General features: G+C 55.7%; 25 protein-coding genes and 1 riboswitch. Of the genes, 23 read left to right on the top strand and 2 right to left on the bottom strand.

Translation table 11 applies throughout. From position 1 onward, the window contains the following. Positions 1 to 64: 64 nt before the first annotated feature. The 8 genes from corC to NHG65_RS05855 all read left to right on the top strand — a co-directional run bounded on the left by corC (position 65) and on the right by NHG65_RS05855 (position 8241). A complete protein-coding gene (gene corC / locus NHG65_RS05890; protein WP_099065423.1) occupies positions 65 to 943 on the top strand; it encodes a CNNM family magnesium/cobalt transport protein CorC in 879 nt (292 codons plus the stop codon). 7 nt (positions 944 to 950) lie between these two features. Continuing rightward, positions 951 to 2480, top strand: a complete 1530-nt coding sequence (gene lnt / locus NHG65_RS05885; RefSeq protein WP_099065422.1) for an apolipoprotein N-acyltransferase — start codon at positions 951 to 953, stop codon at positions 2478 to 2480. Between the two features lie 381 nt (positions 2481 to 2861). Beyond that, complete coding sequence (locus NHG65_RS05880; protein ID WP_099065421.1) at positions 2862 to 3758, top strand: amino acid ABC transporter substrate-binding protein; 897 nt, start codon at positions 2862 to 2864, stop codon at positions 3756 to 3758. 199 nt (positions 3759 to 3957) lie between these two features. Beyond that, entirely contained in the window at positions 3958 to 4698 is a 741-nt protein-coding gene (locus NHG65_RS05875) for an amino acid ABC transporter permease (protein ID WP_099065420.1), read from the top strand. Next, entirely contained in the window at positions 4698 to 5372 is a 675-nt protein-coding gene (gene gltK / locus NHG65_RS05870) for a glutamate/aspartate ABC transporter permease GltK (protein WP_085115580.1), read from the top strand. The genes NHG65_RS05875 and gltK overlap by 1 nt, the downstream gene beginning before the upstream one ends. Continuing rightward, on the top strand, positions 5372 to 6097 hold the full coding sequence (locus NHG65_RS05865; protein ID WP_099065419.1) for an amino acid ABC transporter ATP-binding protein: 726 nt from the start codon (positions 5372 to 5374) through the stop codon (positions 6095 to 6097). Before gltK ends, NHG65_RS05865 begins: the two co-directional genes overlap by 1 nt. A gap of 362 nt (positions 6098 to 6459) precedes the next feature. After that, on the top strand, positions 6460 to 7392 hold the full coding sequence (gene rihA, locus NHG65_RS05860; RefSeq protein ID WP_499183037.1) for a pyrimidine-specific ribonucleoside hydrolase RihA: 933 nt from the start codon (positions 6460 to 6462) through the stop codon (positions 7390 to 7392). A 150-nt stretch (positions 7393 to 7542) separates the two neighbouring features. Next, positions 7543 to 8241: an FMN-dependent NADH-azoreductase gene (locus NHG65_RS05855; RefSeq protein ID WP_499183036.1), complete on the top strand. Its 699-nt coding sequence runs from the start codon at positions 7543 to 7545 to the stop codon at positions 8239 to 8241. 57 nt (positions 8242 to 8298) lie between these two features. On the opposite strand, the gene NHG65_RS05850 is transcribed toward NHG65_RS05855, so the two are convergent. Further along, the gene (locus NHG65_RS05850) at positions 8299 to 8781 is read right to left on the bottom strand and encodes a zinc ribbon-containing protein (RefSeq protein ID WP_085115576.1); all 483 of its coding nucleotides are present in this window, start codon (positions 8779 to 8781) and stop codon (positions 8299 to 8301) included. Between the two features lie 266 nt (positions 8782 to 9047). Between NHG65_RS05850 and leuS the strand changes: the two genes are divergently transcribed. The 13 genes from leuS to lipA all read left to right on the top strand — a co-directional run bounded on the left by leuS (position 9048) and on the right by lipA (position 22533). After that, entirely contained in the window at positions 9048 to 11630 is a 2583-nt protein-coding gene (gene leuS, locus NHG65_RS05845; protein ID WP_099065414.1) for a leucine--tRNA ligase, read from the top strand. 14 nt (positions 11631 to 11644) lie between these two features. After that, a complete protein-coding gene (gene lptE / locus NHG65_RS05840) occupies positions 11645 to 12205 on the top strand; it encodes an LPS assembly lipoprotein LptE (RefSeq protein ID WP_099065413.1) in 561 nt (186 codons plus the stop codon). Next, on the top strand, positions 12202 to 13236 hold the full coding sequence (gene holA, locus NHG65_RS05835; RefSeq protein ID WP_099065412.1) for a DNA polymerase III subunit delta: 1035 nt from the start codon (positions 12202 to 12204) through the stop codon (positions 13234 to 13236). The genes lptE and holA overlap by 4 nt, the downstream gene beginning before the upstream one ends. Next, positions 13226 to 13888, top strand: a complete 663-nt coding sequence (nadD, locus tag NHG65_RS05830; protein ID WP_261427327.1) for a nicotinate-nucleotide adenylyltransferase — start codon at positions 13226 to 13228, stop codon at positions 13886 to 13888. Before holA ends, nadD begins: the two co-directional genes overlap by 11 nt. Positions 13889 to 14076: 188 nt before the next feature. Continuing rightward, positions 14077 to 14394: a ribosome silencing factor gene (rsfS, locus tag NHG65_RS05825; protein ID WP_085115571.1), complete on the top strand. Its 318-nt coding sequence runs from the start codon at positions 14077 to 14079 to the stop codon at positions 14392 to 14394. A gap of 3 nt (positions 14395 to 14397) precedes the next feature. After that, positions 14398 to 14868, top strand: coding sequence for a 23S rRNA (pseudouridine(1915)-N(3))-methyltransferase RlmH (gene rlmH, locus NHG65_RS05820; protein ID WP_004949595.1), 471 nt, complete (start codon positions 14398 to 14400; stop codon positions 14866 to 14868). 38 nt (positions 14869 to 14906) lie between these two features. Next, a complete protein-coding gene (gene mrdA, locus NHG65_RS05815; RefSeq protein WP_099065410.1) occupies positions 14907 to 16802 on the top strand; it encodes a peptidoglycan DD-transpeptidase MrdA in 1896 nt (631 codons plus the stop codon). An 8-nt stretch (positions 16803 to 16810) separates the two neighbouring features. After that, the gene (mrdB, locus tag NHG65_RS05810; protein WP_099065409.1) at positions 16811 to 17923 is read left to right on the top strand and encodes a peptidoglycan glycosyltransferase MrdB; all 1113 of its coding nucleotides are present in this window, start codon (positions 16811 to 16813) and stop codon (positions 17921 to 17923) included. Between the two features lie 10 nt (positions 17924 to 17933). Beyond that, positions 17934 to 19007 carry an endolytic peptidoglycan transglycosylase RlpA gene (gene rlpA, locus NHG65_RS05805; RefSeq protein WP_499183035.1) on the top strand — a complete coding sequence of 358 codons (1074 nt, stop codon included), beginning with the start codon at positions 17934 to 17936 and terminating at the stop codon, positions 19005 to 19007. A 178-nt stretch (positions 19008 to 19185) separates the two neighbouring features. Then, complete coding sequence (gene dacA, locus NHG65_RS05800) at positions 19186 to 20397, top strand: D-alanyl-D-alanine carboxypeptidase DacA (RefSeq protein ID WP_099065407.1); 1212 nt, start codon at positions 19186 to 19188, stop codon at positions 20395 to 20397. A gap of 111 nt (positions 20398 to 20508) precedes the next feature. Continuing rightward, a complete protein-coding gene (gene ybeD, locus NHG65_RS05795; protein WP_009636895.1) occupies positions 20509 to 20772 on the top strand; it encodes a DUF493 family protein YbeD in 264 nt (87 codons plus the stop codon). 134 nt (positions 20773 to 20906) lie between these two features. After that, a complete protein-coding gene (lipB, locus tag NHG65_RS05790) occupies positions 20907 to 21575 on the top strand; it encodes a lipoyl(octanoyl) transferase LipB (protein ID WP_198404505.1) in 669 nt (222 codons plus the stop codon). Then, positions 21568 to 22533 (top strand): lipoyl synthase, encoded by a 966-nt coding sequence (gene lipA / locus NHG65_RS05785; RefSeq protein ID WP_062869912.1) that lies wholly within the window; start codon positions 21568 to 21570, stop codon positions 22531 to 22533. Before lipB ends, lipA begins: the two co-directional genes overlap by 8 nt. Positions 22534 to 22619: 86 nt before the next feature. Here the strand turns inward: lipA and tatA are convergent, their stop codons facing one another. Continuing rightward, entirely contained in the window at positions 22620 to 22829 is a 210-nt protein-coding gene (tatA, locus tag NHG65_RS05780) for a Sec-independent protein translocase subunit TatA (RefSeq protein WP_207976161.1), read from the bottom strand. 219 nt (positions 22830 to 23048) lie between these two features. Here tatA and NHG65_RS05775 point away from each other — a divergent pair, with 219 nt between their 5' ends. Next, positions 23049 to 24110 (top strand): diguanylate cyclase, encoded by a 1062-nt coding sequence (locus NHG65_RS05775; protein WP_261427329.1) that lies wholly within the window; start codon positions 23049 to 23051, stop codon positions 24108 to 24110. Positions 24111 to 24206: 96 nt separating this feature from the next. After that, a riboswitch (Fluoride riboswitch) is annotated at positions 24207 to 24269 on the top strand. A gap of 76 nt (positions 24270 to 24345) precedes the next feature. Then, positions 24346 to 24729 carry a fluoride efflux transporter CrcB gene (gene crcB / locus NHG65_RS05770; protein ID WP_261427331.1) on the top strand — a complete coding sequence of 128 codons (384 nt, stop codon included), beginning with the start codon at positions 24346 to 24348 and terminating at the stop codon, positions 24727 to 24729. Positions 24730 to 24762 lie beyond the last annotated feature (33 nt).

Raw genomic sequence — 24762 nt, 5'->3', positions numbered from 1 at the left:
GCCCCTGTATGGGGCTGTCGCTGACTCCCCTAACTCTGACATGAGTGATATTAACTAAAACGCCATGAGCGACGACCATTCACAAAGCAATGACAGCCCCAGTCCCAAGAAGGGGTTCTTTACTCTTATCCTTAACCAGCTGTTCCACGGCGAACCTAAAAACCGTGGCGATCTGGTAGAGCTGATCCGTGATTCCGAGCAAAACGACCTGATCGATCCCGATACCCGAGACATGCTGGAAGGCGTGATGGATATCGCCGAACAGCGCGTGCGCGACATCATGATCCCGCGCTCCCAGATGGTGACGCTCAAGCGTAACCAAACGCTGGAAGAGTGCCTGGACGTGATCATTGAATCCGCCCACTCGCGCTTCCCGGTGATCAGCGAAGATAAAGATCACATCGAAGGCATCCTGATGGCCAAGGATCTGCTGCCGTTTATGCGCGCAGAAACCGAGGAGTTCAGCATCGACAAGGTGCTGCGTACCGCAGTGGTGGTGCCGGAAAGCAAGCGGGTCGATCGGATGCTGAAGGAGTTCCGCTCCCAGCGTTATCACATGGCGATTGTCATTGACGAATTCGGCGGTGTGTCCGGCCTGGTCACCATCGAAGACATTCTGGAACTGATTGTCGGCGAAATTGAAGATGAGTATGACGACGAGGACGATGTGGATATCCGCCAGCTCAGCCGTCATATGTATACCGTGCGCGCGCTGGCACCGATTGAAGACTTCAACGAAGCCTTCGGCACCCACTTCAGCGACGACGAGGTCGACACCATCGGTGGCCTGGTCATGCAAGCCTTCGGTCACCTGCCAGCACGGGGGGAAACCATTGAAATCGAAGGTTACTTATTTAAAGTTGCGATGGCCGACAGTCGACGTATCATCCAGGTTCATGTAAAAATTCCGGACGATTCTCCGCAACCGAAACTGGAAGAATAAATCGAACATGGCTAAAGCCTCTTACCTTGATCGCCAGTGGGTTCGCGCCCTGCTGGCGCTGTTGACTGGTGCCAGCGGCACGCTGGCGTTTTCTCCTTACGATATCTGGCCAGCGGCCATTGTCTCCCTGTTCGGCCTGTTGGCCGTTACCCTCAATCGCACCACCAAACAGTCTGCTCTGCTCGGCTTCTGCTGGGGTTTCGGCCTGTTCGGTACCGGGATCAACTGGGTTTACGTCAGCATTGCCGACTTCGGCGGCATGCCGTTCTCCGTCAATATTTTCCTGGTGGCGCTGCTCGCCGCCTATCTGTCGCTGTATACCGGGCTGTTCGCCGGCTTGCTGGCACGCCTTTGGCCAACCACCAGTTGGTACCGTCTGGCGATTGCCGCACCGGTGCTGTGGCAGGTCACTGAGTTTCTGCGCGGCTGGGTGCTGACCGGTTTCCCTTGGCTGCAGTTCGGCTACAGCCAGCTCAACGGCCCGCTGAAAGGCGTGGCACCACTGCTGGGGGTAGATACCATCACCTTTATGCTGATGGCGATCGCCGGGCTGCTGGTATATGCCATCAATCAACGCCGCATCACGCCGGCGGTGGTAGCTGTCGCCCTGTTGCTGTTACCGTGGCCGCTGCGCCAGTTGCACTGGTATACCCCACAGCCGGACAAGGCGGTCAACGTCGCCATGGTGCAGGGCAATATCGCTCAGTCAATGAAGTGGGATCCCAAAGCGCTGGTCAGTACGCTGCAAACCTATCTGGATGAAACCCGTCCTTATATGGGCAAAGCGCCGATCATCATTTGGCCGGAATCTGCCATCCCGGATTACGAAGCCAGCCAGAACGGTTTCCTGACCATGATGGACGACCTGATGCGAGCCAAAAACAGCAGCCTGATCACCGGCATTGTTGACGTCCGCGCCACCCCACAGGGCCAGCAAATTTACAACAGTGCCATCGTGTTGGGTGAACCGACGCCGTACACTTATCCGGCCAAAGACCGCTATAACAAGCACCATCTGGTGCCGTTCGGCGAGTTTGTGCCGATGGAAACGCTGCTGCGGCCACTGGCCCCCTTCTTCGACCTGCCGATGTCCTCATTCAGCCGCGGCGATTACGTCCAGCCACAGCTCAGCGTGAAGGGCTATAACCTGACGGCGGCGATTTGTTATGAAATTGTCCTCGGCCAGCAGGTGCGCGATAACTTCCGCCCGGACACCAACTTCCTGCTGACCATCTCCAACGATGCCTGGTTTGGCCATTCCATCGGCCCGTGGCAGCACTTCCAGATGGCGCGCATGCGTGCACTGGAGTTGGGCAGACCCCTGTTGCGCAGCACCAACAACGGCGTGACTGCCGCTGTCGATGCCAATGGTGAAGTGATTGCAGAGATCCCGCAGTTCACTCGCAAGGTGCTGGAGGTGAAAATGACCCCAACCACCGGCATTACCCCTTATGCCCGCTTTGGCGCCACGCCATTGTGGATCATCACCCTGCTGCTCGGCGGTCTGGCGCTGGTCCTCGGCCTGCGTCGTAAATAATCCCCCGGGGCGTTGCCATCCGCGCGCCCCGCTGTTTCCCCCACCGGTCCAAAATCATTGCCAAATCAATGCTTCTGGCACACTCCTTGCTTTAATTACTCCGTGATTTAGAACCGATTTACTTTTGCTGACGTTTCGTCGCATCCGTGCACAACCTGAGAGCATCACTGGCACCATAAGGGTGCATTGATATTTTGTTGCATTAATTTGGTGCGCGTGGCGTCTCAAAAAATGAAACATTTTAGTTTCAATCCGTTCACAATCGGCTATTTTCTAACGGTTATCTGTTCTAGGACTATCTTTATACTTGAGCAATAAATCTCCATTTAGAATCTGATGCTCTTTGAATTTGAGCTACCACAACAGCAAAGGAGTTGGACCATGCAAATGCGTAAATTGGCGTTATCGTTACTGCTGATCGGTATGGCGGCTAACGTAGCCCATGCGGAAGAACTGACCGGTACGCTGAAGAAAATCAAAGACAACGGCGTGATCGTTGTCGGCCACCGCGAATCGTCAGTGCCGTTCTCCTACTACGACAACCAGCAGAAAGTTGTGGGTTACTCCCAGGACTACTCCAACCAAATCGTTGAAGCGGTTAAGAAAAAACTGAACGCTCCGGATCTGCAGGTCAAAATGCTGCCGATCACCTCGCAGAACCGTATTCCACTGCTGCAAAACGGCACCTTTGACTTCGAGTGCGGCTCGACCACCAACAACCTTGAACGCCAGAAACAGGCCGCCTTCTCTGACACCATCTTCGTGGTCGGTACCCGTCTGCTGGTGAAAAAAGGGTCTGACATCAAAGATTTCAAAGATCTGGCCGGTAAAGCCGTGGTGGTGACATCCGGTACTACCTCAGAAGTACTGCTGAATAAACTGAACGACAGCAACAAAATGAACATGCGTATCATCAGCGCCAAAGACCACGGTGATTCATTCCGCACCCTGGAAAGCGGCCGCGCCGTCGCCTTTATGATGGATGACGCTCTGCTGGCAGGTGAACGCGCGAAAGCGAAGAAACCGGACCAATGGGAAATCATCGCCACGCCACAGTCGAAAGAAGCCTACGGCTGTATGTTGCGTAAAGACGATCCTGAGTTCAAAAAACTGGTCGATGACACCATCGCTCAGGCTCAGACTTCAGGTGAAGCGGCCAAATGGTTTGATAAGTGGTTCAAACAGCCTATCCCACCGAAGAACCTCAACATGAACTTCGAACTGTCAGACGATATGAAGCAACTGTTCAAAGAGCCTAACGACAAAGCACTGAACTAATAAAACAGGCGCCAGGCCAACCTGGCTCTGTTGATGACTGGGACAGACAGGCATGCGGGAGGTCGTTCCCCTCCCGCATTTTCCCCATAACGCACCACCGATGCCCGCACAGATAAGTCAGCCCGACTGGCCGCGGTGCCATTGGCGCTGAATAGTCATCAATCTTTAGGCGCTCTGCGCCCGCTTAACGGAGTTTGTTATGTCAATAGATTGGAACTGGGGTATCTTCCTGCAGCAGGCCCCGTTTGGGAATACCACCTACCTCGGCTGGATTTGGTCCGGCTTTCAGGTCACGGTGGCCCTCTCCGTCTGTGCATGGATTATCGCTTTCTTTGTCGGTTCGCTATTCGGTATTTTGCGTACCGTACCTAACCGCTTTCTTTCCACCCTCGGTACCTGTTACGTCGAACTTTTCCGTAACGTGCCGCTGATCGTGCAATTCTTTACCTGGTACCTGGTGATCCCTGAATTGCTGCCGGTGAATATCGGCATGTGGTTCAAAACCGAACTCGATCCTAACGTGCAGTTCTTCGTTTCTTCGATGTTGTGCCTCGGGCTGTTCACCGCCGCTCGCGTGTGCGAACAGGTACGCGCTGCCATTCAGTCACTGCCACGCGGTCAGAGAGCCGCCGGACTGGCCATGGGCCTGACGCTGCCGCAAACCTATCGCTACGTGCTGTTGCCGAACGCCTACCGGGTGATTGTGCCGCCGATGACCTCGGAAATGCTTAACTTGGTGAAAAACTCCGCCATCGCTTCCACCATCGGACTGGTCGACATGGCTGCCCAGGCCGGTAAATTGCTGGATTACTCGGCGCACGCCTATGAATCCTTTACCGCGATAACGCTGGCTTATATCGCCATCAACGCCGTGATCATGCTGTTTATGCGGCTGGTAGAGAGAAAAGTGCAGTTGCCCGGCAATATGGGGAGTAAATAATGTACGAATTTGACTGGGCATCGATTGTCCCAAGCTTCCCTTATCTGCTGCAGGGTCTGTTCATCACGCTGAAGATCACCGTGACTGCCATCGTCTTCGGTATCCTTTGGGGCACCATTTTGGCGGTAATGCGTTTGTCGCCGATCAAGCCAATCAGCTGGTTCGCCGCCCTGTACGTCAACCTGTTCCGCTCAGTGCCGCTGGTGATGGTACTGCTGTGGTTCTATCTGGTGGTTCCAAGCTTATTACAACAAGTTCTGGGGCTGTCGCCGAAAACCGATATTCGCCTGATCTCGGCTATGGTAGCCTTTTCCCTGTTTGAAGCGGCCTATTACTCGGAAATTATCCGTGCCGGTATTATCAGCATCTCGCGCGGCCAGTCTTCCGCCGCACTGGCTCTGGGCATGACCCACTGGCAGTCAATGAAGCTGGTTATTTTGCCGCAGGCATTCCGCGCCATGGTGCCACTGCTGCTGACCCAGGGCATCGTACTGTTCCAGGATACCTCGCTGGTGTACGTACTGAGCCTGGCTGACTTCTTCCGTACCGCCTCAACCATCGGCGAGCGCGACGGCACCCAGGTTGAAATGATCCTGTTCGCCGGCTTTGTCTATTTTGTTATCAGTCTCGCCGCCTCGGCGCTGGTAAGCTATTTGAAGAAAAGGACTGTTTGATGATATCCCTGAAAAATGTTTCTAAGTGGTACGGTCACTTTCAGGTTCTGACCGATTGCACCACCGAAGTCAAAAAAGGCGAAGTGGTGGTAGTCTGCGGTCCTTCAGGCTCGGGCAAATCTACCCTGATCAAAACCGTCAACGGCCTGGAGCCGATCCAGCAGGGCGATATCCAGGTGAACGGGACGCCGGTCAACAACAAGAAAACCAACCTGGCGCAGCTGCGTTCCAAGGTCGGCATGGTGTTCCAGCACTTTGAGCTGTTCCCGCACCTGTCGATCATCGACAACCTGACGCTGGCACAGGTAAAAGTGCTCAAGCGTGATAAAGCCGCTTCCCGCGAGAAAGGCCTGAAGTTGCTGGAGCGCGTCGGCCTGACCGCCCATGCCAACAAGTTCCCTGGGCAGCTTTCCGGTGGTCAGCAGCAACGTGTGGCTATCGCCCGTGCGCTGTGTATGGATCCCATCGCCATGCTGTTCGATGAACCGACCTCAGCACTCGATCCGGAAATGATCAACGAAGTGCTCGACGTGATGGTCGAACTGGCGAACGAAGGCATGACCATGATGGTGGTGACCCACGAAATGGGCTTTGCCCGCAAGGTGGCCAACCGGGTGATCTTTATGGATGAAGGCAAAATTGTCGAAGACCGCAATAAAGACGACTTCTTCAACAACCCTGAGTCTGAGCGCGCCAAAGACTTCCTGGCAAAAATCCTGCACTGATTTATCTGATGCGCTCGTGCCCGTTATTAGGGAGAGCGTGCCGAAGGGGTCGTAGCAGCTTTAGCTGCCGGAGCGCCCCTCGGTGCGCTAGGCCCGGGTATCTCAGGTAAAAAAACAACACTTGCCTCAATATGCATGCGCTCCATTCGGGGCGCATCTCCCCCTTCCCGGCACTAAAAGCGCTTGTTTCTCCCTGGTTTTGATCCGATGCTCGCAGCACAACTCTACCCTATGGCTTTCAAGTTGCAGCTAGGCGACCAGCTCGCTCATCCCCAGGCGCTTACTTGAGTAAGTAACTGGGGTGAGTGAATGCAGGTAACAACGCTGCAGCTTGAAAGACGACGGGTAAAAAGGAGATACATATGCCACGCCCTATCATTATCGATTGCGATCCCGGCCTCGACGACGCCATTGCCCTCGCCATGGCACTGAGTTCAGCGGAACTGGACGTTAAAGCCATCACCACCTCCGCCGGCAACCAGACGCCGGAGAAAACCCTGCATAACGCGCTCGGCCTGCTGACGCTGATGAAGCGTGAAGACATCCCTGTCGCGGCCGGTGCCGCCGCCCCACTGATGCGTGAGCTGGTGATTGCCGACTACGTCCACGGCAAAACCGGCATGGGCAATACCCACCTGCCGACGCCCACCATCAAGCCGGTCGGGCAAAGCGCCGTCGAGCTGATCGCCAGCCTACTGCGCAGCAGCCTGGAACCGATCACCCTGGTGGTCACCGGCCCGATGACCAATATCGCCCTGCTGCTGGCCCAGCACCCCGAACTGAAAGGCAACATCGAGCGCATCGTCTTTATGGGCGGTGGCATGAACGCCGGTAATACCACCCCGGTGGCGGAATTTAATATTTTTGTCGATCCCGAAGCCGCCGAGATGGTACTGAAGTCCGGCGTGCCCTTGACCATGGCCGGGTTGAACGTCACCCACCAGGCTCTGGTGCTACCACAAGATATCGAACGTATCCGCCAAATTGACAACCCGGTGGCACAGGCGGTGGCCGAAATGCTCGACTTCTACCTGCCGCTGTATCTCAGCCACCCACGTGGGTTACCGGGTGCCGCAATGCACGACCCCTGCACCATCGCCTGGCTGCTGGCCCCTCAGTTGTTTAGCAGTATCGAACGCTGGGTCGGGGTGGAAACCAAAGGGGAATACACCCAGGGCATGACGGTAGTAGATGTATTCCAGCAAACCGGCAAAGCGGCCAACGTGGAAGTGCTGACCGCTATCGATCGTGAAGGGTTTATCAGCCTGCTGGCTGAACGCGTTGCGCGTTACTGACCCACTGGGGCGCAAGACGCGCCCTAATGTTCAATTTTTTTGATTTAACTGAGCGAATTTTTACGCTATCACTGATCCCGGCTTGCCTCTAAGATGCTGTTAAACGCACAGCATTGCTGACGCCCTTAGAACAAGCCTGGAGATAACCGCATGAGTCGTATACTGGTCCTGAAATCAAGTATTCTGGGCGATTACTCCCAGTCTGGAAAATTGGTCGATTTTTTTGTTCAACAGTGGCAAGAAGCGCACCCAAGTGACACCTTTACCTTCCGCGATTTGGCCAACCCCACTCTGCCAGAACTGAACGGTGAAGTGATCGGCGGTTTTAGTGCCGGGGATAAACCCTTAACCCCCTATCAGCAACAGACGCTGGCACTTTCCGATGAGCTGATTGCCGAACTGAAATCGCATGACACCCTGATCATCAGCGCACCGATGTACAACTTTAACATCCCGACCCAGTTGAAAATTTACTTCGACCTGATAGCACGCGCCGGCCAAACTTTCCGTTATACCTCTGAAGGATCCGAAGGACTGGTCACCGGCAAGAAAGCGATCGTAATCTCCAGCCGTGGCGGTATCCACGCCGAGACGCCAACCGACCTGATCACGCCTTATCTGAAGCTGTTCTTGGGCTTTATCGGTATTACGGACGTGGAATTCGTGCTGGCGGAAGGGTTTGCTTACGGGCCGGAAGCGGCAGAAAAAGCGGCACAGGACAGCCGTATCGCGGTGGCACAGAAAGTCCCTGCAACCGTATACAACGCCCTCACAAGCGAGCCTGAACGGGCAACGGCCCCGACTGGCGGCGGTTTTCTCAGTAACCTGATGAAAAAGCTGTTCGGTTAATGACGATCTCCCTGCCCCGGCCCTTTCCACTCAGGAGAAGGCCAGGGTGCGGAGAACTTAAGGTTCGAAAGGCCGACGCTGAAACTGGTCGTGGCCGCATTTCGGACACAGCGGCAGCACTTCCGGCGTGTAAAACGCCATATGATGGTGGCACTGCTCGCACACCAGATTCCCCAGCCCAACCACTTCACCGCTGTGGTAAACGCCATGATGGCTGACGTCCTTGAACACTTCGCGCCATTCCAACTGGGTTTTGTCGGTAATGTCCGCCAGTTCCTGCCACAGGCTCTCTTTAATCACCCGCATAAAAACGCTGTCGGTAAATTCTTCCCGGCTTTCCTGATAACTGCGAGCGAATTCTTCCAGATCGCGCCGTACCGCCAGGGTCACCTGCTCCACTTCATCGCGCGTCAGCTCACCCGCTTCGTTCAGCCGTTTTTCAGCGCTCGCGACCAGCGAGTCAATATCACGTTCGCCATTTTTCAAGCGTTCGGTCAGAGATGCCACCAATTCGCGGTAGTACTGAGCAACCTTGTTCATAATCTCTCCTCGATGAACTTACGTGACGGGACTTACCTCTTCAAACTATCCCTTATCATTTTAGCCGTAAATTGCTGATGTCACTTGGCAAGGCACGGGATCCTCAAGATGTGAGTCATATCATGGCGGGGATTTTTTAAATACGTCGAGTCGGGCGCTTGGTGTTGTTGCCGAGAGGTCTTATCAGCTATGCTATGCGGATCTATAAGTACTCAACAGAATGCTACGGATGTAGCTGTTTTACACCTACAGGACCACCAGCCGCCATGCAAGAGCAATACCGTCCAGAAGACATAGAATCGAACGTACAGCTTCACTGGCAAGAGAAGCAGACTTTCAAGGTTACCGAAGATGCGAGCAAGGAAAAGTATTACTGCCTATCCATGCTGCCATACCCATCAGGCCGTCTGCACATGGGACACGTTCGTAACTACACTATCGGCGACGTGATCTCGCGCTATCAGCGCATGCTAGGCAAAAACGTACTACAGCCGATCGGCTGGGATGCGTTCGGCCTGCCGGCGGAAGGCGCTGCGGTCAAGAACAACACCGCACCGGCCCCGTGGACCTACGACAACATCGAATACATGAAGAACCAGCTCAAACTGCTGGGCTTCGGCTATGACTGGGATCGCGAGATCGCCACCTGCGATCCGGATTACTACCGTTGGGAACAGTGGTTCTTCACCAAGCTGTACGAAAAAGGCATGGTCTACAAGAAGACTTCTGCGGTGAACTGGTGTCCACACGATCTGACCGTGCTGGCCAACGAACAGGTTATCGACGGCTGCTGCTGGCGCTGTGACACCAAGGTAGAGCGTAAAGAGATCCCACAGTGGTTTATCAAAATCACCGCTTACGCCGACCAACTGCTGAACGATCTGGATACGCTTGAAAGCTGGCCAGAGCAGGTGAAAACCATGCAGCGTAACTGGATTGGCCGTTCCGAAGGGGTGGATATCACCTTTGATGTAGCGGGCAGCGAAGAGAAACTGACCGTTTACACCACCCGTCCAGACACCTTTATGGGTGCCACCTATGTCGCCGTCGCTGCGGGTCACCCGTTGGCGCAGCAAGGCGCGGTGAACAACCCGGCGCTGGCTGAATTTATCGAAGAATGCCGCAACACCAAAGTGGCCGAAGCCGAAATGGCGACGATGGAGAAGAAAGGCATGCCGACCGGCCTGTTCGCCATCCATCCGCTGTCCGGTGAGCAAGTGCCGATTTGGGTCGCCAACTTCGTGCTGATGGAATACGGCACCGGCGCGGTAATGGCGGTTCCGGCTCACGACCAACGTGACTGGGAGTTCGCCACCAAATACGGTTTGCCGATCACGCCGGTCGTACTCACACTCGACGGCAGCCAACCGGATGTCCTGGCCGAAGCGATGACCGAAAAAGGCGCACTGTTCAATTCCGGCGAATTTGACGGCCTGGATCACCAGGCCGGTTTCAACGCCATTGCCGACAAACTGGTCGCCAAAGGCGTCGGCCAGCGCAAGGTTAACTACCGTCTGCGTGACTGGGGTGTTTCTCGCCAACGTTACTGGGGTGCACCAATCCCAATGGTCACGCTGGAAGACGGCACCGTAATGCCAACCCCGGAAGACCAACTGCCGGTGATCCTGCCGGAAGACGTGGTGATGGACGGTATTACCAGCCCAATCAAGGCCGATCCCGAGTGGGCGAAAACCACCGTTAACGGCCAGCCGGCGCTGCGTGAAACCGACACCTTCGACACCTTTATGGAGTCTTCCTGGTACTACGCGCGCTACACCTGCCCGCAGTACGACGAGGGCATGCTGGATCCAGCCGCCGCCAACTACTGGCTGCCGGTGGATCAGTATGTCGGGGGTATCGAACACGCCATCATGCACCTGATGTACTTCCGCTTCTTCCACAAGCTGCTGCGTGACGCGGGCCTGGTCGATTCCGACGAGCCGGCAAAACGCCTGCTGTGTCAGGGCATGGTACTGGCAGACGCCTTCTATTACAGCGGCAACAGCGGCGAACGCGTCTGGGTTTCGCCAGTCGACGCCACCGTTGAGCGCGATGACAAAGGCCGCATTATCAAAGCCACCGATCCACAAGGTCGTGAACTGGTCTATGCTGGCATGAGCAAAATGTCGAAGTCGAAAAACAACGGCATCGATCCACAGGTGATGGTTGAGAAATACGGTGCAGACACCGTGCGTCTGTTCATGATGTTCGCCTCGCCGGCAGAAATGACGCTGGAATGGCAAGAATCCGGCGTAGAAGGGGCAAACCGCTTCCTGAAACGCGTCTGGAAACTGGCCTACGAACACCTGGAGAAAGGGGCAGTGCAGCCGCTGAACGTAGCAACGCTGACCGAAGACCAGAAAGCACTGCGCCGCGATCTGCACAAAACCATCGCCAAAGTGACCGACGATATCGGCCGCCGTCAGACCTTCAACACCGCGATTGCCGCCGTGATGGAACTGATGAACAAGCTGGCTCGTGCACCGCAAGAAAGCGAGCAAGATCGCGCCCTGCTGCAGGAAGCGCTGCTGTCTGTGGTTCGCATGCTGTATCCGTTCACCCCGCACGTGTGCTTCTCACTGTGGCAGGCGTTGGGCGGTGAAGGCGATGTGGATACCGCAGCCTGGCCGCAAGCCGACGAGCAAGCCATGGTCGAAGACTCCAAGCTGGTAGTGGTACAGGTCAACGGCAAGGTTCGCGCTAAAATCACTGTGGCAGCCGATGCAACCGAAGAACAGGTGCGTGCGCGCGCCGCTGAGGAACATCTGGTCGCTAAATATCTGGACGGGGTTACGGTTCGTAAAGTGATCTATGTTCCGGGCAAATTGCTTAACCTGGTTGTGGGTTAACACAAGGAGGAATTGTGCGACAACGTATTCTGACGCTGTTGCTGGGGTTGGCGGTGCTGGTCACCGCCGGCTGCGGTTTTCACCTGCGTGGCACCACGCAGGTACCCTCGGAAATGAAAACGCTGATTCTGGACAGCTCAGACCCTTATGGTCCGCTGACCCGCTCGGTGCGTGAACAATTACGTCTGAGCGACGTGACCATTGTCAAAGATGCAAAACGTAAGGATCTCCCTTCCCTGCGCATCATTGGCGCCACTGAAAGCCAGGATACCGCCTCGATCTTCCAGGACGGTAAAACCGCTGAGTACCAGATGGTACTGTCGGTCCAGGCACAGGTGCTGATCCCGGGTCACGATCTGTATCCGCTGAACGTGAAAGTGTTCCGTTCGTTCTTCGATAACCCGCTGACCGCACTGGCAAAAGATTCCGAACAGGACATTATTCGCCAGGAAATGCGTGACCAGGCCGCCCAGCAACTGGTGCGTAAACTGCTGACGGTACACGCAGCGGAAGAAGAAACTCAGCAAAAAGCTGCTGCCGCTGGTGAAAAAGCGGCAAGTCGCGTCGATCAATGATCCGTATTTACCCTGAACAACTTGCCGCGCAGCTCCGAGAGGGGCTGCGCGCTTGTTATTTATTGAGTGGCAATGAGCCGCTGCTGTTGCAGGAGAGTCAGGATCTGATCCGCCAAACGGCACAGCAACAACAATTCACCGAACACTACAGCATTTCGCTCGACGCCCATACCGACTGGGACGCCATTTTCAGCATCTGTCAGGCCATGAGCCTGTTCGCCAGCCGTCAGACGCTGCTGCTGATCTTCCCCGATAACGGACCGACCGCCCCGATCGGCGAACAGCTGATCAAGCTGGCCGCTCTGCTGCATGACGACATTTTACTGATGCTGCGTGGGCCACGCCTGACCAAAGCGCAGGAAAACAGCGCCTGGTTCAAAGCACTCAGCCCGCATGGCGCTTACGTCAGTTGCCAGACGCCGGAACAGGCGCAGTTACCCCGCTGGGTAGCGCAACGCGCCAAAGCCATGAAGCTGGAACTGGACGACGCGGCCAATCAACTGATGTGTTATTGCTACGAAGGCAACCTGCTGGCGCTGTCGCAGGCGTTGGAACGGTTGTCGCTGCTGCACCCGGACGGCAAGCTTACCCTGCCGCGCGTTGAACTGGCGGTCAATGACGCCGCGCACTTCACGCCATTCCACTGGCTGGACGCCCTGCTGGCGGGCAAAAGCAAGCGCGCCTGGCATATCCTGCAGCAGATGCAGCAGGAAGATGTCGAACCGGTTATCCTGCTGCGCACCCTGCAGCGTGAATTGCTGCAGTTACTGAACCTGCAACGGCGCATGGCGTCAGTGCCGCTGCGTACGCTGTTTGACCAGTACAAGGTCTGGCAAAACCGCCGTAACCTGGTCACCCAGGCATTACAACGGTTATCCGCTGCCCAGCTGCGGCAAGCGGTTCATCTGCTGGCGCAGATTGAAATTACCCTTAAGCAGGATTACGGCCAGTCGGTCTGGTCGGAACTGGAAACCCTGTCGATGCTGCTGTGCGGCAAACCTCTGGCCACGAGTTTTTCAGATGCCCACTAATCCGCAAGACACCACCGTCCTGCACGCCCTGTTTGGCGGCACCTTTGACCCGATCCATTACGGCCATCTGCGGCCGGTGGAAGCGCTGGCCGCCGAAGTTGGCCTGAACCGGGTCACACTGCTGCCCAACCACGTGCCGCCGCACCGCCCTCAGCCCGAGGCTAACGCTCAGCAACGGTTAAAGATGGTTGAACTGGCGATCGCCGGCAACCCGCTGTTTGCGGTTGACGATCGCGAACTGCACCGCACCACGCCGTCCTACACCATAGAGACGCTGGAAGCCATTCGTAAAGAACGTGGCGCTGCATTGCCGCTGGCGTTTATTATTGGCCAGGACTCGCTGTTGACGTTGCACAAGTGGCACCGCTGGCAATCGCTGCTGGAGACCTGCCACCTGCTGGTGCTGGCGCGACCTGGCTACAACGACCGGATGGACACACCGGAACTGCAGCAGTGGCTGGAACAGCATCAGGTGATCGATGCCGCGCTGCTGAGCCTGCAACCACAGGGCTATATCTACCTGGCCGATACGCCGCAGCTGGAAATTTCAGCGACGGAAATCCGCCAGCGCCGCCACCAGGGTCTCGACTGTGACGACCTGTTGCCGCGTTCGGTACAGCGCTATATCGAGTTACAGGGTTTATATCGCTAGCGAGAGCCGCATGATATACTGCGCCGCTATTTTTCAGGTATTCGCTGAAAACCCCGGAAACCTTAGCTGGCCGGGCAGTCACCAGCTGGCTTTCAGCGGCATCCTGCCGACTTATCATTGATTCAGGCCGCAAAACGGGCAGTTGCCCGCCGCAGTCGAATGAACAGAACACTCCCGAGGGGGAACCTTTGCAAGGTAAAGCGCTCCAAGATTTCGTCATCGATAAAATTGATGACCTGAAAGGCCAAGACATTATCGCTCTGGATGTACAGGGTAAATCCAGCATCACTGATTGCATGATCATCTGCACCGGTACTTCTACCCGTCACGTGATGTCGATCGCCAACCATCTGGTACAAGAATCCCGTTCTGCGGGCATGGAACTGTTTGGCATGAAAGGCCAGGAAGCTTCCGACTGGATAGTGGTTGACCTGGGCGAAGTGATCGTCCACGTAATGCAAGAAGAAAGCCGTCGTCTGTACGAGCTGGAAAAACTCTGGAGCTAAGCGGTGAAACTGCAACTGGTAGCGGTCGGCACTAAAATGCCAGACTGGGTGCAGACCGGCTTTATGGATTATCTGCACCGCTTTCCGAAAGATATGCCGTTTGAGCTGACCGAAATCCCGGCGGGCAAGCGCGGCAAGAATGCCGATATCAAACGCATTCTGGAAAAGGAAGGCGAACAGATGCTGGCGGCGGTAGGCAAAGGCAATCGCATTGTCACGCTGGACATCCCCGGTACGCCGTGGGAAACGCCGCAGTTAGCGCAGCAGCTCGAACGCTGGAAGCAGGACGGCCGCAACGTCAGCCTGCTGATTGGCGGCCCTGAAGGGCTGGCACCGGCGTGCAAGGCCGCAGCAGAACAAAGTTGGTCGCTCTCACCGTTGACATTGCCGCATCCTTTAGTGCGCGTTCTGGTGGCTGAAAGCCTCTATCGCGCCTGGAGTATTACAACAAATCATCCTTACCACCGGGAATAACCGGTGGTAACCGTGACAGAGTGAAATAAAGCAGCGGGATGAAAATAGAACGTAACCCTTTTCGCGACTATACGGCTGAATCCGCCCTGTTTGTACGCCGCGCCCTGGTGGCGTTCTTTGTCATCCTGGTGCTGACCGGCACCCTCATCGCCAATCTGTATAACCTGCAAATCGTCCGCTTTGAGGATTACCGCACCCGTTCCAACGAAAACCGCATCAAACTGGTGCCGATCGCGCCCAGTCGCGGCATTATCTATGATCGCAACGGCACTCCGCTGGCGCTCAACCGCACCATTTACCAACTGGAGCTGATGCCGGAAAAGGTCGATGACCTGAAGGCCACGCTGCAGGCACTGCGTCCGGTGGTCGATCTGACCGACGAAGACATCACCAACTTCGAGAAAGAGCGCAAGCGCTCGCGCCGTTTCGTCTCCATTCCGGTGAAAACCGCCCTGAATGAAGTTCAGGTAGCACGGTTTGCGGTTAACCAGTTCCGCTTCCCCGGCGTCGAGGTCAAAGGCTACCAGCGTCGCTACTACCCTTATGGCTCTGCCCTGACCCACGTGATCGGCTACGTGTCGAAGATCAACGACCGCGATGTCGAACGCCTGGATAAAGAGAGCAAGCTGGCCAACTACGCCGCCACCCACGATATTGGCAAGCTGGGTATCGAACGTTATTACGAAGATACCCTGCACGGCAAAACCGGCTACGAAGAGGTTGAAGTCAACAACCGCGGCCGGGTGATCCGCCAACTGCATGAACAACCCCCATCCGCCGGTCAGGACGTTTACCTGACGCTGGATCTCAACCTGCAACGCTATATCGAGCAGTTGCTGGTCGGCAGTCGCGCGGCAGTGGTGGTGAGCGATCCGCGCACCGGCGGCATTCTGGCGATGGTGTCCAACCCCAGCTATGATCCGAACCTGTTCGTCGATGGCATCTCCAGTAAAGACTATCAGGGGCTGCTCAACGATCCGAACCGGCCGTTGATTAACCGCGCCACGCAGGGGCTATACCCACCGGCCTCAACGGTGAAACCCTACATTTCCGTCTCGGCGCTCAGCGCCGGGGTGATCACCAAAAATACCACCCTGTTCGATCCCGGCTGGTGGCAATTGCCCGGCTCGGAAAAACGCTTCCGTGACTGGAAAAAGTGGGGCCATGGCCGCCTGAACGTCACCAAAGCCCTGGAAGAGTCAGCGGATACCTTCTTCTATCAGGTCGCCTACGATATGGGTATCGATCGCCTGTCGACCTGGCTGACCAAGTTCGGGTATGGCGAATATACCGGCATTGATCTGTCCGAAGAGCGTTCAGGCCTGATGCCGACCCGCGACTGGAAATTCAAGCGCTATAAAAAACCCTGGTATCAGGGCGACACCATTCCTGTGGGCATCGGCCAGGGCTACTGGACCGCAACACCGATCCAGATGGCCAAGGCACTGACCACACTGATTAACGACGGTAATGTCAAAACGCCGCACCTGCTGCAGAGCACCAGAATCAATGGTGCGCTGGTGCCTTTCATTCAGGAAGAAAGCAAGCAGATCGGCGATATTCATTCCGGCTTCTGGGAAATTGCCAAAGATGGCATGTATGGCGTGGCCAACCGTCCGAACGGCACGGCACGCAAGTACTTTGCAGGTACGCCATATAAAGCCGCGGCGAAATCGGGTACCGCACAGGTATTCGGTTACGAAACCTATAACGCCCACAAACTCGCAGAGCACCTGCGTGACCATAAACTGATGACGGCCTTCGCACCTTACGATAATCCGACGGTCTCGGTCGCCATCATTCTGGAAAACGGCGGCGCAGGTCCGGCGGTCGGGACGATTACTCGTCAGATCCTCGACCATATTTTGCTGGGCGACAACAATACGCAATTACCGGATGCGGCCCCACTGCCGCCTGGTGTAGAAGGTGATTAAGGTAGAACATGACTGAAAGCCAACAAAAGGGCTCGATCTGGACCAAAATCCATATCGACCCCACATTCCTGGTATTAATTCTGGCCCTGCTGGTCTACAGCGCGTTCGTGATGTGGAGCGCCAGCGGTCAGGATATCGGCATGATGGAGCGCAAGATCGGCCAGATCGTGATGGGGCTGATCGTGATGGCCGTGATGGCACAGATCCCACCGCGAGTTTATGAAAGCTGGGCACCGTATTTATATATTTTCTGCGTGATCCTGCTGATTTTGGTGGACGCTTTCGGCCAGATCAGTAAAGGCGCACAGCGCTGGCTGGATCTTGGCTTTGTGCGCTTCCAGCCGTCCGAGATCGCTAAAATCGCCGTACCGCTGATGGTGGCGCGCTTTATGAACCGCGACGTCTGCCCACCTTCGCTGAAAAATACCGCCATTGCACTGGTGCTGATTTTCCTGCCGACCTTGCTGGTGGCCGCACAGCCGGATCTGGGGACCTCGATTCTGATCGCCGCCTCCGGCCTGTTCGTGCTGTTCCTGTCCGGCATGAGCTGGAAGCTGATCGCCGTGGCCGCCGTACTGTTGGCGGCCTTTATCCCGGTGCTGTGGTTCTTCCTGATGCACGGCTATCAGCGCGACCGCGTCATGATGCTGCTCGATCCGGAAACCGACCCACTTGGTGCCGGTTACCATATCATTCAGTCAAAAATCGCCATCGGCTCCGGCGGCCTGTCCGGCAAAGGCTGGCTGCACGGCACCCAGTCACAGTTGGAATTCCTGCCGGAACGTCACACCGACTTTATCTTCGCGGTATTGGCCGAAGAACTGGGGCTGATCGGGGTGCTGGTGTTACTGGCGCTATACCTGCTGGTGATTATTCGCGGGCTGATGATCGCCGCCAAGGCACAAACCACCTTCGGCCGGGTGATGGTCGGCGGTCTGATGCTGATTTTGTTCGTTTATGTGTTTGTTAACATTGGCATGGTCAGTGGTATTTTGCCGGTAGTTGGCGTACCTTTGCCTCTGGTCAGCTACGGGGGTTCGGCGCTGATTGTGCTTATGGCTGGGTTCGGCATTATCATGTCGATCCACACGCATCGAAAAATGATGTCCAAGAGTTTATAAGGGGTGAGTAATGCGTAAGGAATGGCTTTGGGTCGGCGTCGTCGCGGTATTGCTTTCCGCCTGTACCGCCCCGACCACGGAACAGCAAGCACCACCGCAGCAGCCGTATAACGGGCCGGTGGTGGAAATCGGTGGCGTTGAGCCTCAATATGAACCCTATAACCCTAATAACATGCAGGATTATAAGGTTAATGGCGACACTTACCGCATCGTCAAAGATCCGCAGAACTTCTCACAGACCGGTCTGGCCAGCTCCTATGGTGAAGAAGCCCGGGGCAACACCACTGCGCTAGGGGAACAGTTCGATCCTAACGGCCTGACGGCCGCACACCCGACGTTGCCAATCCCTAGTTACGTGCGTGTGACCAACCTGGCCAACGGCCGCCAACTGGTGGTGCGGGTTAACGATCGCGGGCCGTACACCCAGGGCCGCATTATCGATCTGTCGAAAGCCGTCGCCGACCGTCTGAACCTGTCCAACAACACCAAGGTCAAGGTTGATTTCATCAACGTGGCACCGGACGGAACTCTGAGCGGCCCAGGCACCATTGGAACTACCGTCGCCAAACAAAGCTATGCCCTGCCCGCACGCCCGGAACTCGGCGCCAGCAGCATGGGAACCCCGATGCAACAGGATGTTCCGGTCCCCAACGGTGCTGCAGTACACCCGATTGACAACAGCAGCCTGAACACCGGCGACAACGCCCCGGCCGCCACTGCCGGCAATAGCCGTAGCGGTTTCCTGGGTGCGCCAAGCGCCGTCCCGGTCGGCGTACTGGAGGGCTCAGAGCCTGAACCTGCCGTCAGTGCCGCACCGGTTGCAGCGACCGCCGCCGTCGCCGCCAATGCTTCTACGGGGGGCAGCTATGTGGTGCAGGTTGGCGCATTGAGCAGTGCCGAACGCGCCCAAAGCTGGCAACAAAGCCTGAGCCAAAAGTTTGGCGTACCGGGTAAAGTCGCCGCCAACGGCAGCGTTTACCGCGTGCAGTTAGGCCCGTTCAGCAGCCGTCAGCAAGCTGCCGAACTTCAGCAGCGTCTGGCCAGCGAAGCGCAGCAACAATCTTTTGTCACTGCCGCACCTTAAAACAACTCTCCGGCAGGCGAACGCGGTTGATAAGCGTTCCTATAGCTGAAACATTTTCTTTCAGCTAAAGCCAATAAAGCGCGATTAGTCAGAGGATTGGCTAATGCCTGCCGGGATCTCATCTGTTATAGTGTGGCTCGTTTTTAATTTTACCCTCATGGATGTTGTAGTCTCGATCATGAAACAAGTAACCTCTTTCAGCTTAATCAAGAGCATAGCGCTCGGCACCGTTATCGCGATGAGTGCAACCTCCGTTGCGCATGCCGATGACGTTAATATCAAAACCATGATCCCAGGGGTACCGCAGATCGATGCGGAAGCCTACGTCCTGATTGATTACAACTCCGGTAAAGTTTTGGCGGAAATGAACGCCGACGCCCGCCGCGATCCTGCCAGCCTGACCAAAATGATGACCAGTTACGTCATCGGCCAGGCATTGAAAGCAGGCAAGATCGGTCAGGAAGATCTGGTTACCGTGGGACAAGATGCCTGGGCAACCGGCAACCCGGTATTCAAAGGGTCTTCACTGATGTTCCTGAAGCCAGGCGACCGCGTGCCGGTCTCCAAGCTGACCCGCGGTATCAACCTGCAGTCCGGTAACGACGCCTGTGTGGCGATGGCCGACTATGTGGCCGGCAGCCAGGACGCGTTCGTTAACCTGATGAACACCTACGTCAGCAAGTTGGGCCTGCAGAACACCCACTTCCAGACGGTACATGGCCTGGATGCACAGGGTCAGTACAGCTCGGCGCGCGATATGGCGTTGATCGGCCAGGCGCTGATCCGCGACGTGCCGGACGAGTACGCGATTTATAAAGAAAAAGAATTCACCTTCAACAATATCCGCCAGATGAACCGTAACGGTCTGCTGTGGGATACCAGCCTGAACGTCGACGGCATCAAAACCGGTCATACCGATGCAGCAGGCTACAACCTGGTCGCATCTGCCACCGAAGGCCAGATGCGTCTGATCTCTGCGGTGCTGGGCGGTCGTACTTATAAAGGCCGTGAAACCGAGAGCAAGAAACTGCTGACCTGGGGCTTCCGCTTCTTCGAAACCGTTGCGCCATTGAAAGTAGGCAAAGAGTTTGCCTCTGAGCCGGTATGGTTCGGCGATGCGGATCGCGTTGAGCTTGGCGTAGACAAAGACGTTTACCTGACTATCCCACGCGGCCGGATGAAAGATCTCAAAGCCAGCTACGTATTGAACACCCCGGAAATTCATGCGCCACTGGCGAAAAACCAGGTTGTCGGCAGCATCAACTTCCAGCTGGATGGCAAAACCATCGATCAGCGCCCACTGGTGGTGATGAACGAAGTGAAAGAAGGCGGTTTCTTCAGCCGTATCGTGGATTACATCAAACTGATGTTCCACCACTGGTTCGGTTAACAGTTGAAATGGGCGAAATCGCCCCCATATACTGATTAACATTAACTCCCGCTCCGGCGGGAGTTATAATTTATAGAATCGCTATATCGATAGCCGCACTCTGGAGCGCACATGAAAACTAAACTGAACGAACTGCTCGAATTCCCTTGCTCATTTACCTACAAGGTAATGGGCCTGGCACAACCCGAGCTGGTAGACCAGGTGGTTGAAGTGGTGCAGCGCCATGCTCCCGGGGATTACAACCCGCAGGTTAAACCTAGCAGCAAAGGCAATTACCACTCCGTGTCCATCACCATCACCGCCACCCATATCGACCAGGTGGAAACCTTATATGATGAGTTGGGCAACATTGAAATTGTCCGCATGGTGCTGTAATTCCAGCACAAACCCCTGCATTTCAGCCCGGGACAGAGCATTCTCTGCCCGGGTTGCGCATTTTTGGTCAGCGAAACGCTGGTCGCCGGCCAGAGCGCCCGGTATAATGGCAACACCACTTCTGTAACCTGACGATGACTCTTTTGCAACCAGACAAGATCATTTTGCGTCAGCTGGGGTTGCAGCCCTATGAGCCTGTATCCCAAGCCATGCACAACTTCACCGATCGTCGCACCGAAACCACGCCCGATGAGCTGTGGCTGGTTCAGCATCAGCCCGTGTTTACCCAGGGCCAGGCCGGGAAAGCGGAGCATCTGTTGATGCCGGGCGATATTCCGGTGATCCAGAGCGATCGCGGTGGCCAGGTGACCTATCACGGGCCGGGCCAGCAGGTGATGTATGTGATGGTCGATCTGAAACGCAACAAGGTTGGCGTTCGCCAACTGGTCACGGCTATCGAAGATACCGTTATTAATACCCTCGCCCACTTTCACATTGAATCGCGTGCCCGTCCTGATGCGCCCGGTGTTTATGTGGGGGAGCAAAAAATCTGTTCGTTGGGTTTGCGGATCCGTAAAGGCAGTTCATTCCACGGCCTGGCCCTGAATGTGGCCATGGATCTCACCCCCTTCCAGCGTATCAACCCTTGCGGTTACGCCGGTATGCAGATGGCGCAGGTCAGCGCGCTGGTGCCCGGTGTTGGCATAGAAGACGTACACCCAGTCCTGGTACAGGAATTTGTTCATTTACTCGGCTACCCGAAGGTCGAGCTTCGTAACTGGAACCTGCACGATTATGAGTAAACCAATTCAGATGGAACGCGGCGTCAAATACCGCGATGCAGACAAAATGGCGTTGATCCCGGTAAAAACGGTGGTCACAGAACGGCAGGAGCTGTTACGTAAACCCGAGTGGATGAAAATCAAACTCCCTGCCGACTCTACGCGCATTCAGGGCATTAAAGCCGCAATGCGTAAAAACGGTCTGCATTCGGTGTGTGAAGAAGCTTCCTGTCCGAACCTGTCTGAGTGCTTCAACCACGGTACCGCCACCTTTATGATCCTGGGCGCTATCTGTACCCGCCGCTGCCCGTTCTGCGACGTGGCCCACGGCCGCCCGGTGGCGCCAGATGCCAACGAGCCGGAAAAACTGGCTCAGACCATCGCCGATATGGGCCTGCGTTATGTGGTGATCACCTCGGTTGACCGCGACGATCTGCGCGACGGCGGTGCCCAGCACTTTGCCGACTGTATCGCGGCTATCCGCGTCAAGAACCCGACCATCAAGATTGAAACGCTGGTGCCAGACTTCCGCGGCCGTATGGATCGTGCACTGGAAATCCTGACCGAAACGCCACCGGATGTGTTCAACCACAACCTGGAAAACGTACCGCGTGTTTACCGTCAGGTTCGCCCTGGAGCTAACTACGAGTGGTCATTGAAGCTGCTGGAGCGGTTTAAAGAAGCACATCCGCACATTCCAACCAAGTCAGGCCTGATGGTCGGTCTGGGGGAAACCAATGCGGAAATCGTTGAAGTGATGCGCGATCTGCGTCGCCACGGCGTCACCATGTTGACCCTGGGTCAGTACTTGCAGCCAAGCCGCCATCACCTGCCGGTACAGCGTTACGTCAGCCCGGCCGAATTCGATGAAATGAAAGAAGAAGCGATGGCGATGGGCTTTACCCATGCCGCCTGCGGCCCGTTTGTCCGTTCGTCCTACCATGCCGACTTGCAGGCAAAAGGGATGGAAGTGAAGTAATTATTTGTTACGTTTTCGACGACGGGAACGGCAAAAAACGGATGTCCATGCGGCATCCGTTTTTTATTGCCTGGCAGAAGACGAAATTAAACGTCTTTCTTTTCGACGCTCTGCGGGTTGGACTGACTTTCAGCCGTGGTTGCCGCTGGCGGAGTCGTGTCATCGCCCACGGCCTTTTTGAAGCCCTTCAGTGCAGCACCCAAATCAGCACCCAAAGTACGCAGTTTGCTGGTACCGAACAGCAAAACGATCAACACCGCAATCACCAGAAGTTTGGTAATACTGATCCCTTCCATACTCACCTTCTTATTCATATAGCGCTGCGGACGCAGCGAGAAAACAAACCTTGCCTGAGGATATTTACCTACTTTCCCTGTGCCAAAACAACAGCAACATGTAACAGAGTGAGATCCTGCGCCAATAAGCAAGGTTAAATACGTCGCACGCGCTTCAGACTATTCTGAGTTTTCCAGCTGCATGGTACGCTGTCCTCCTGCTCATTATGGAGTTGCCGGATGTATACGCCATCAGTCATTGATACCAGACGTTCCGGCCTCAGCTTCGCCAGACGCACTTACCTGCCACGCATCGTCGGCCTGGGGGTCGGTTTTATCTGCGTGTTCTCGGTGCTCTCCTCACAGCAGACCGCACCCTGGCTGTGGGGGCTGCTGATTTTCCACGGTTTTATCTGGCCGCACCTCGCCTACCAATGGGCACGGCGTTCCGCCATGCCCTTTAAGGCTGAAATCCGTAACCTGCTGATCGATTCGTTTTTCGGTGGGCTGTGGGTGGCGACAATGGCCTTCAATGCCTTACCGTCGGTGGTCATCCTGTCGATGATGGGCATGAACAATATCGCTTCCGCCGGCAAATCTTTGTTCTTTAAAGGATTGATTGTTCAAGCCGTCAGCGCGCTGGCAATCAGCGCCCTGCTGGGTTTCCCTTTTCAGCCACAAAGCACGCCGCTGCAGATTTATCTATGTCTGCCCATGATCTATCTCTATCCGACCCTATTGGGATTAGTGACCTACCGCACCGCCAAGCGCCTGGCGGAGAAAAAGCAGGAATTGCTGCGTATCAGTATGCGTGATGGCCTGACCGGGCTGTACAACCGCCGTCATTGGGAGCATCTACTGCATCACCAATTTGACAGCTGTCGCCGCTATCAGCACAGCGCGACCCTGATCCTGATGGATATCGATCGCTTTAAAACCATCAACGACACCTTCGGCCATGCGCTGGGTGACGAGGCACTGGCGGTACTGGCGGAGGAGTTGCTAATTGGCCTGCGCGCCGTGGATATTGTCGGACGCTACGGCGGCGACGAGTTTGGTGCCGTGTTGCCGAACACCAGCGCCGAACAGGCCAGCATTGCGCTGTTGCGTATTCAGGAACGGCTAAACGACATTATTTTCCGCGAAGCGCCACAGCTAAAACTGAACATCAGTGCTGGTATTGCGGATTATCACGGCGATATGAACGGCTATCTGGACTGGTTAAAAGCCGCCGACAACGCGCTGTACAGGGCGAAGAACAACGGTCGAAACCGCCTGGAGCTGGCCGTGCCCGGCCACTGAGGCCAGGAGTGACAATTTCTGCTGTCTCGTCACTTTTGATACTACAAAACAGACGGCACCGGGTGTAAGATCCCGCCTGCGCGGCAAACAGCAGCGCCGATCGACGGAGATGACATTCCTCCATAACCGCCTTCACAGGCTGATGATGTCTACGTAACCTCTCAGAGAGGTGCGTAGCATTGCGCCTGAACCTTTCTGAGTTTGACTCCCTAATTAATGAAAGGCAGTTTCAACCATGTTGAGTTCTTTACTGGCAGTTTTTATTGGCGGCGGTTTAGGTAGCGTCCTGCGCTGGGCCATAAGCATGAAGATGAATCCGCTTAACGCACACATCCCGCTGGGGACGCTGGCGGTGAATCTGCTGGGCGGTTTTATTATTGGTTTGGCTATCGCCATTTTCACCCGTCTGACACACCTGGATCCCACCTGGAAGTTGCTGATTACCACCGGTTTCTGCGGCGGCTTGACCACCTTTTCCACCTTTTCTCTGGAGGTGGTGTATTTACTGCAGGATGGCCGCTTCGCCTGGGCGCTGACCAACATGCTGCTGAATCTGGCGGGCTCGCTGGCGATGACCCTGCTGGCGTTTATGCTGGTGGTCTGGATTAACGGGCAATAATTAATTTCGGCTTCTTAATGTTTCCTTAATCTG

Origin of the sequence: Serratia myotis (assembly GCF_027474885.1) — a bacterium.
Classification (GTDB): domain Bacteria; phylum Pseudomonadota; class Gammaproteobacteria; order Enterobacterales; family Enterobacteriaceae; genus Serratia; species Serratia proteamaculans.
This window is presented reverse-complemented; position numbering and strand designations above follow the sequence as displayed.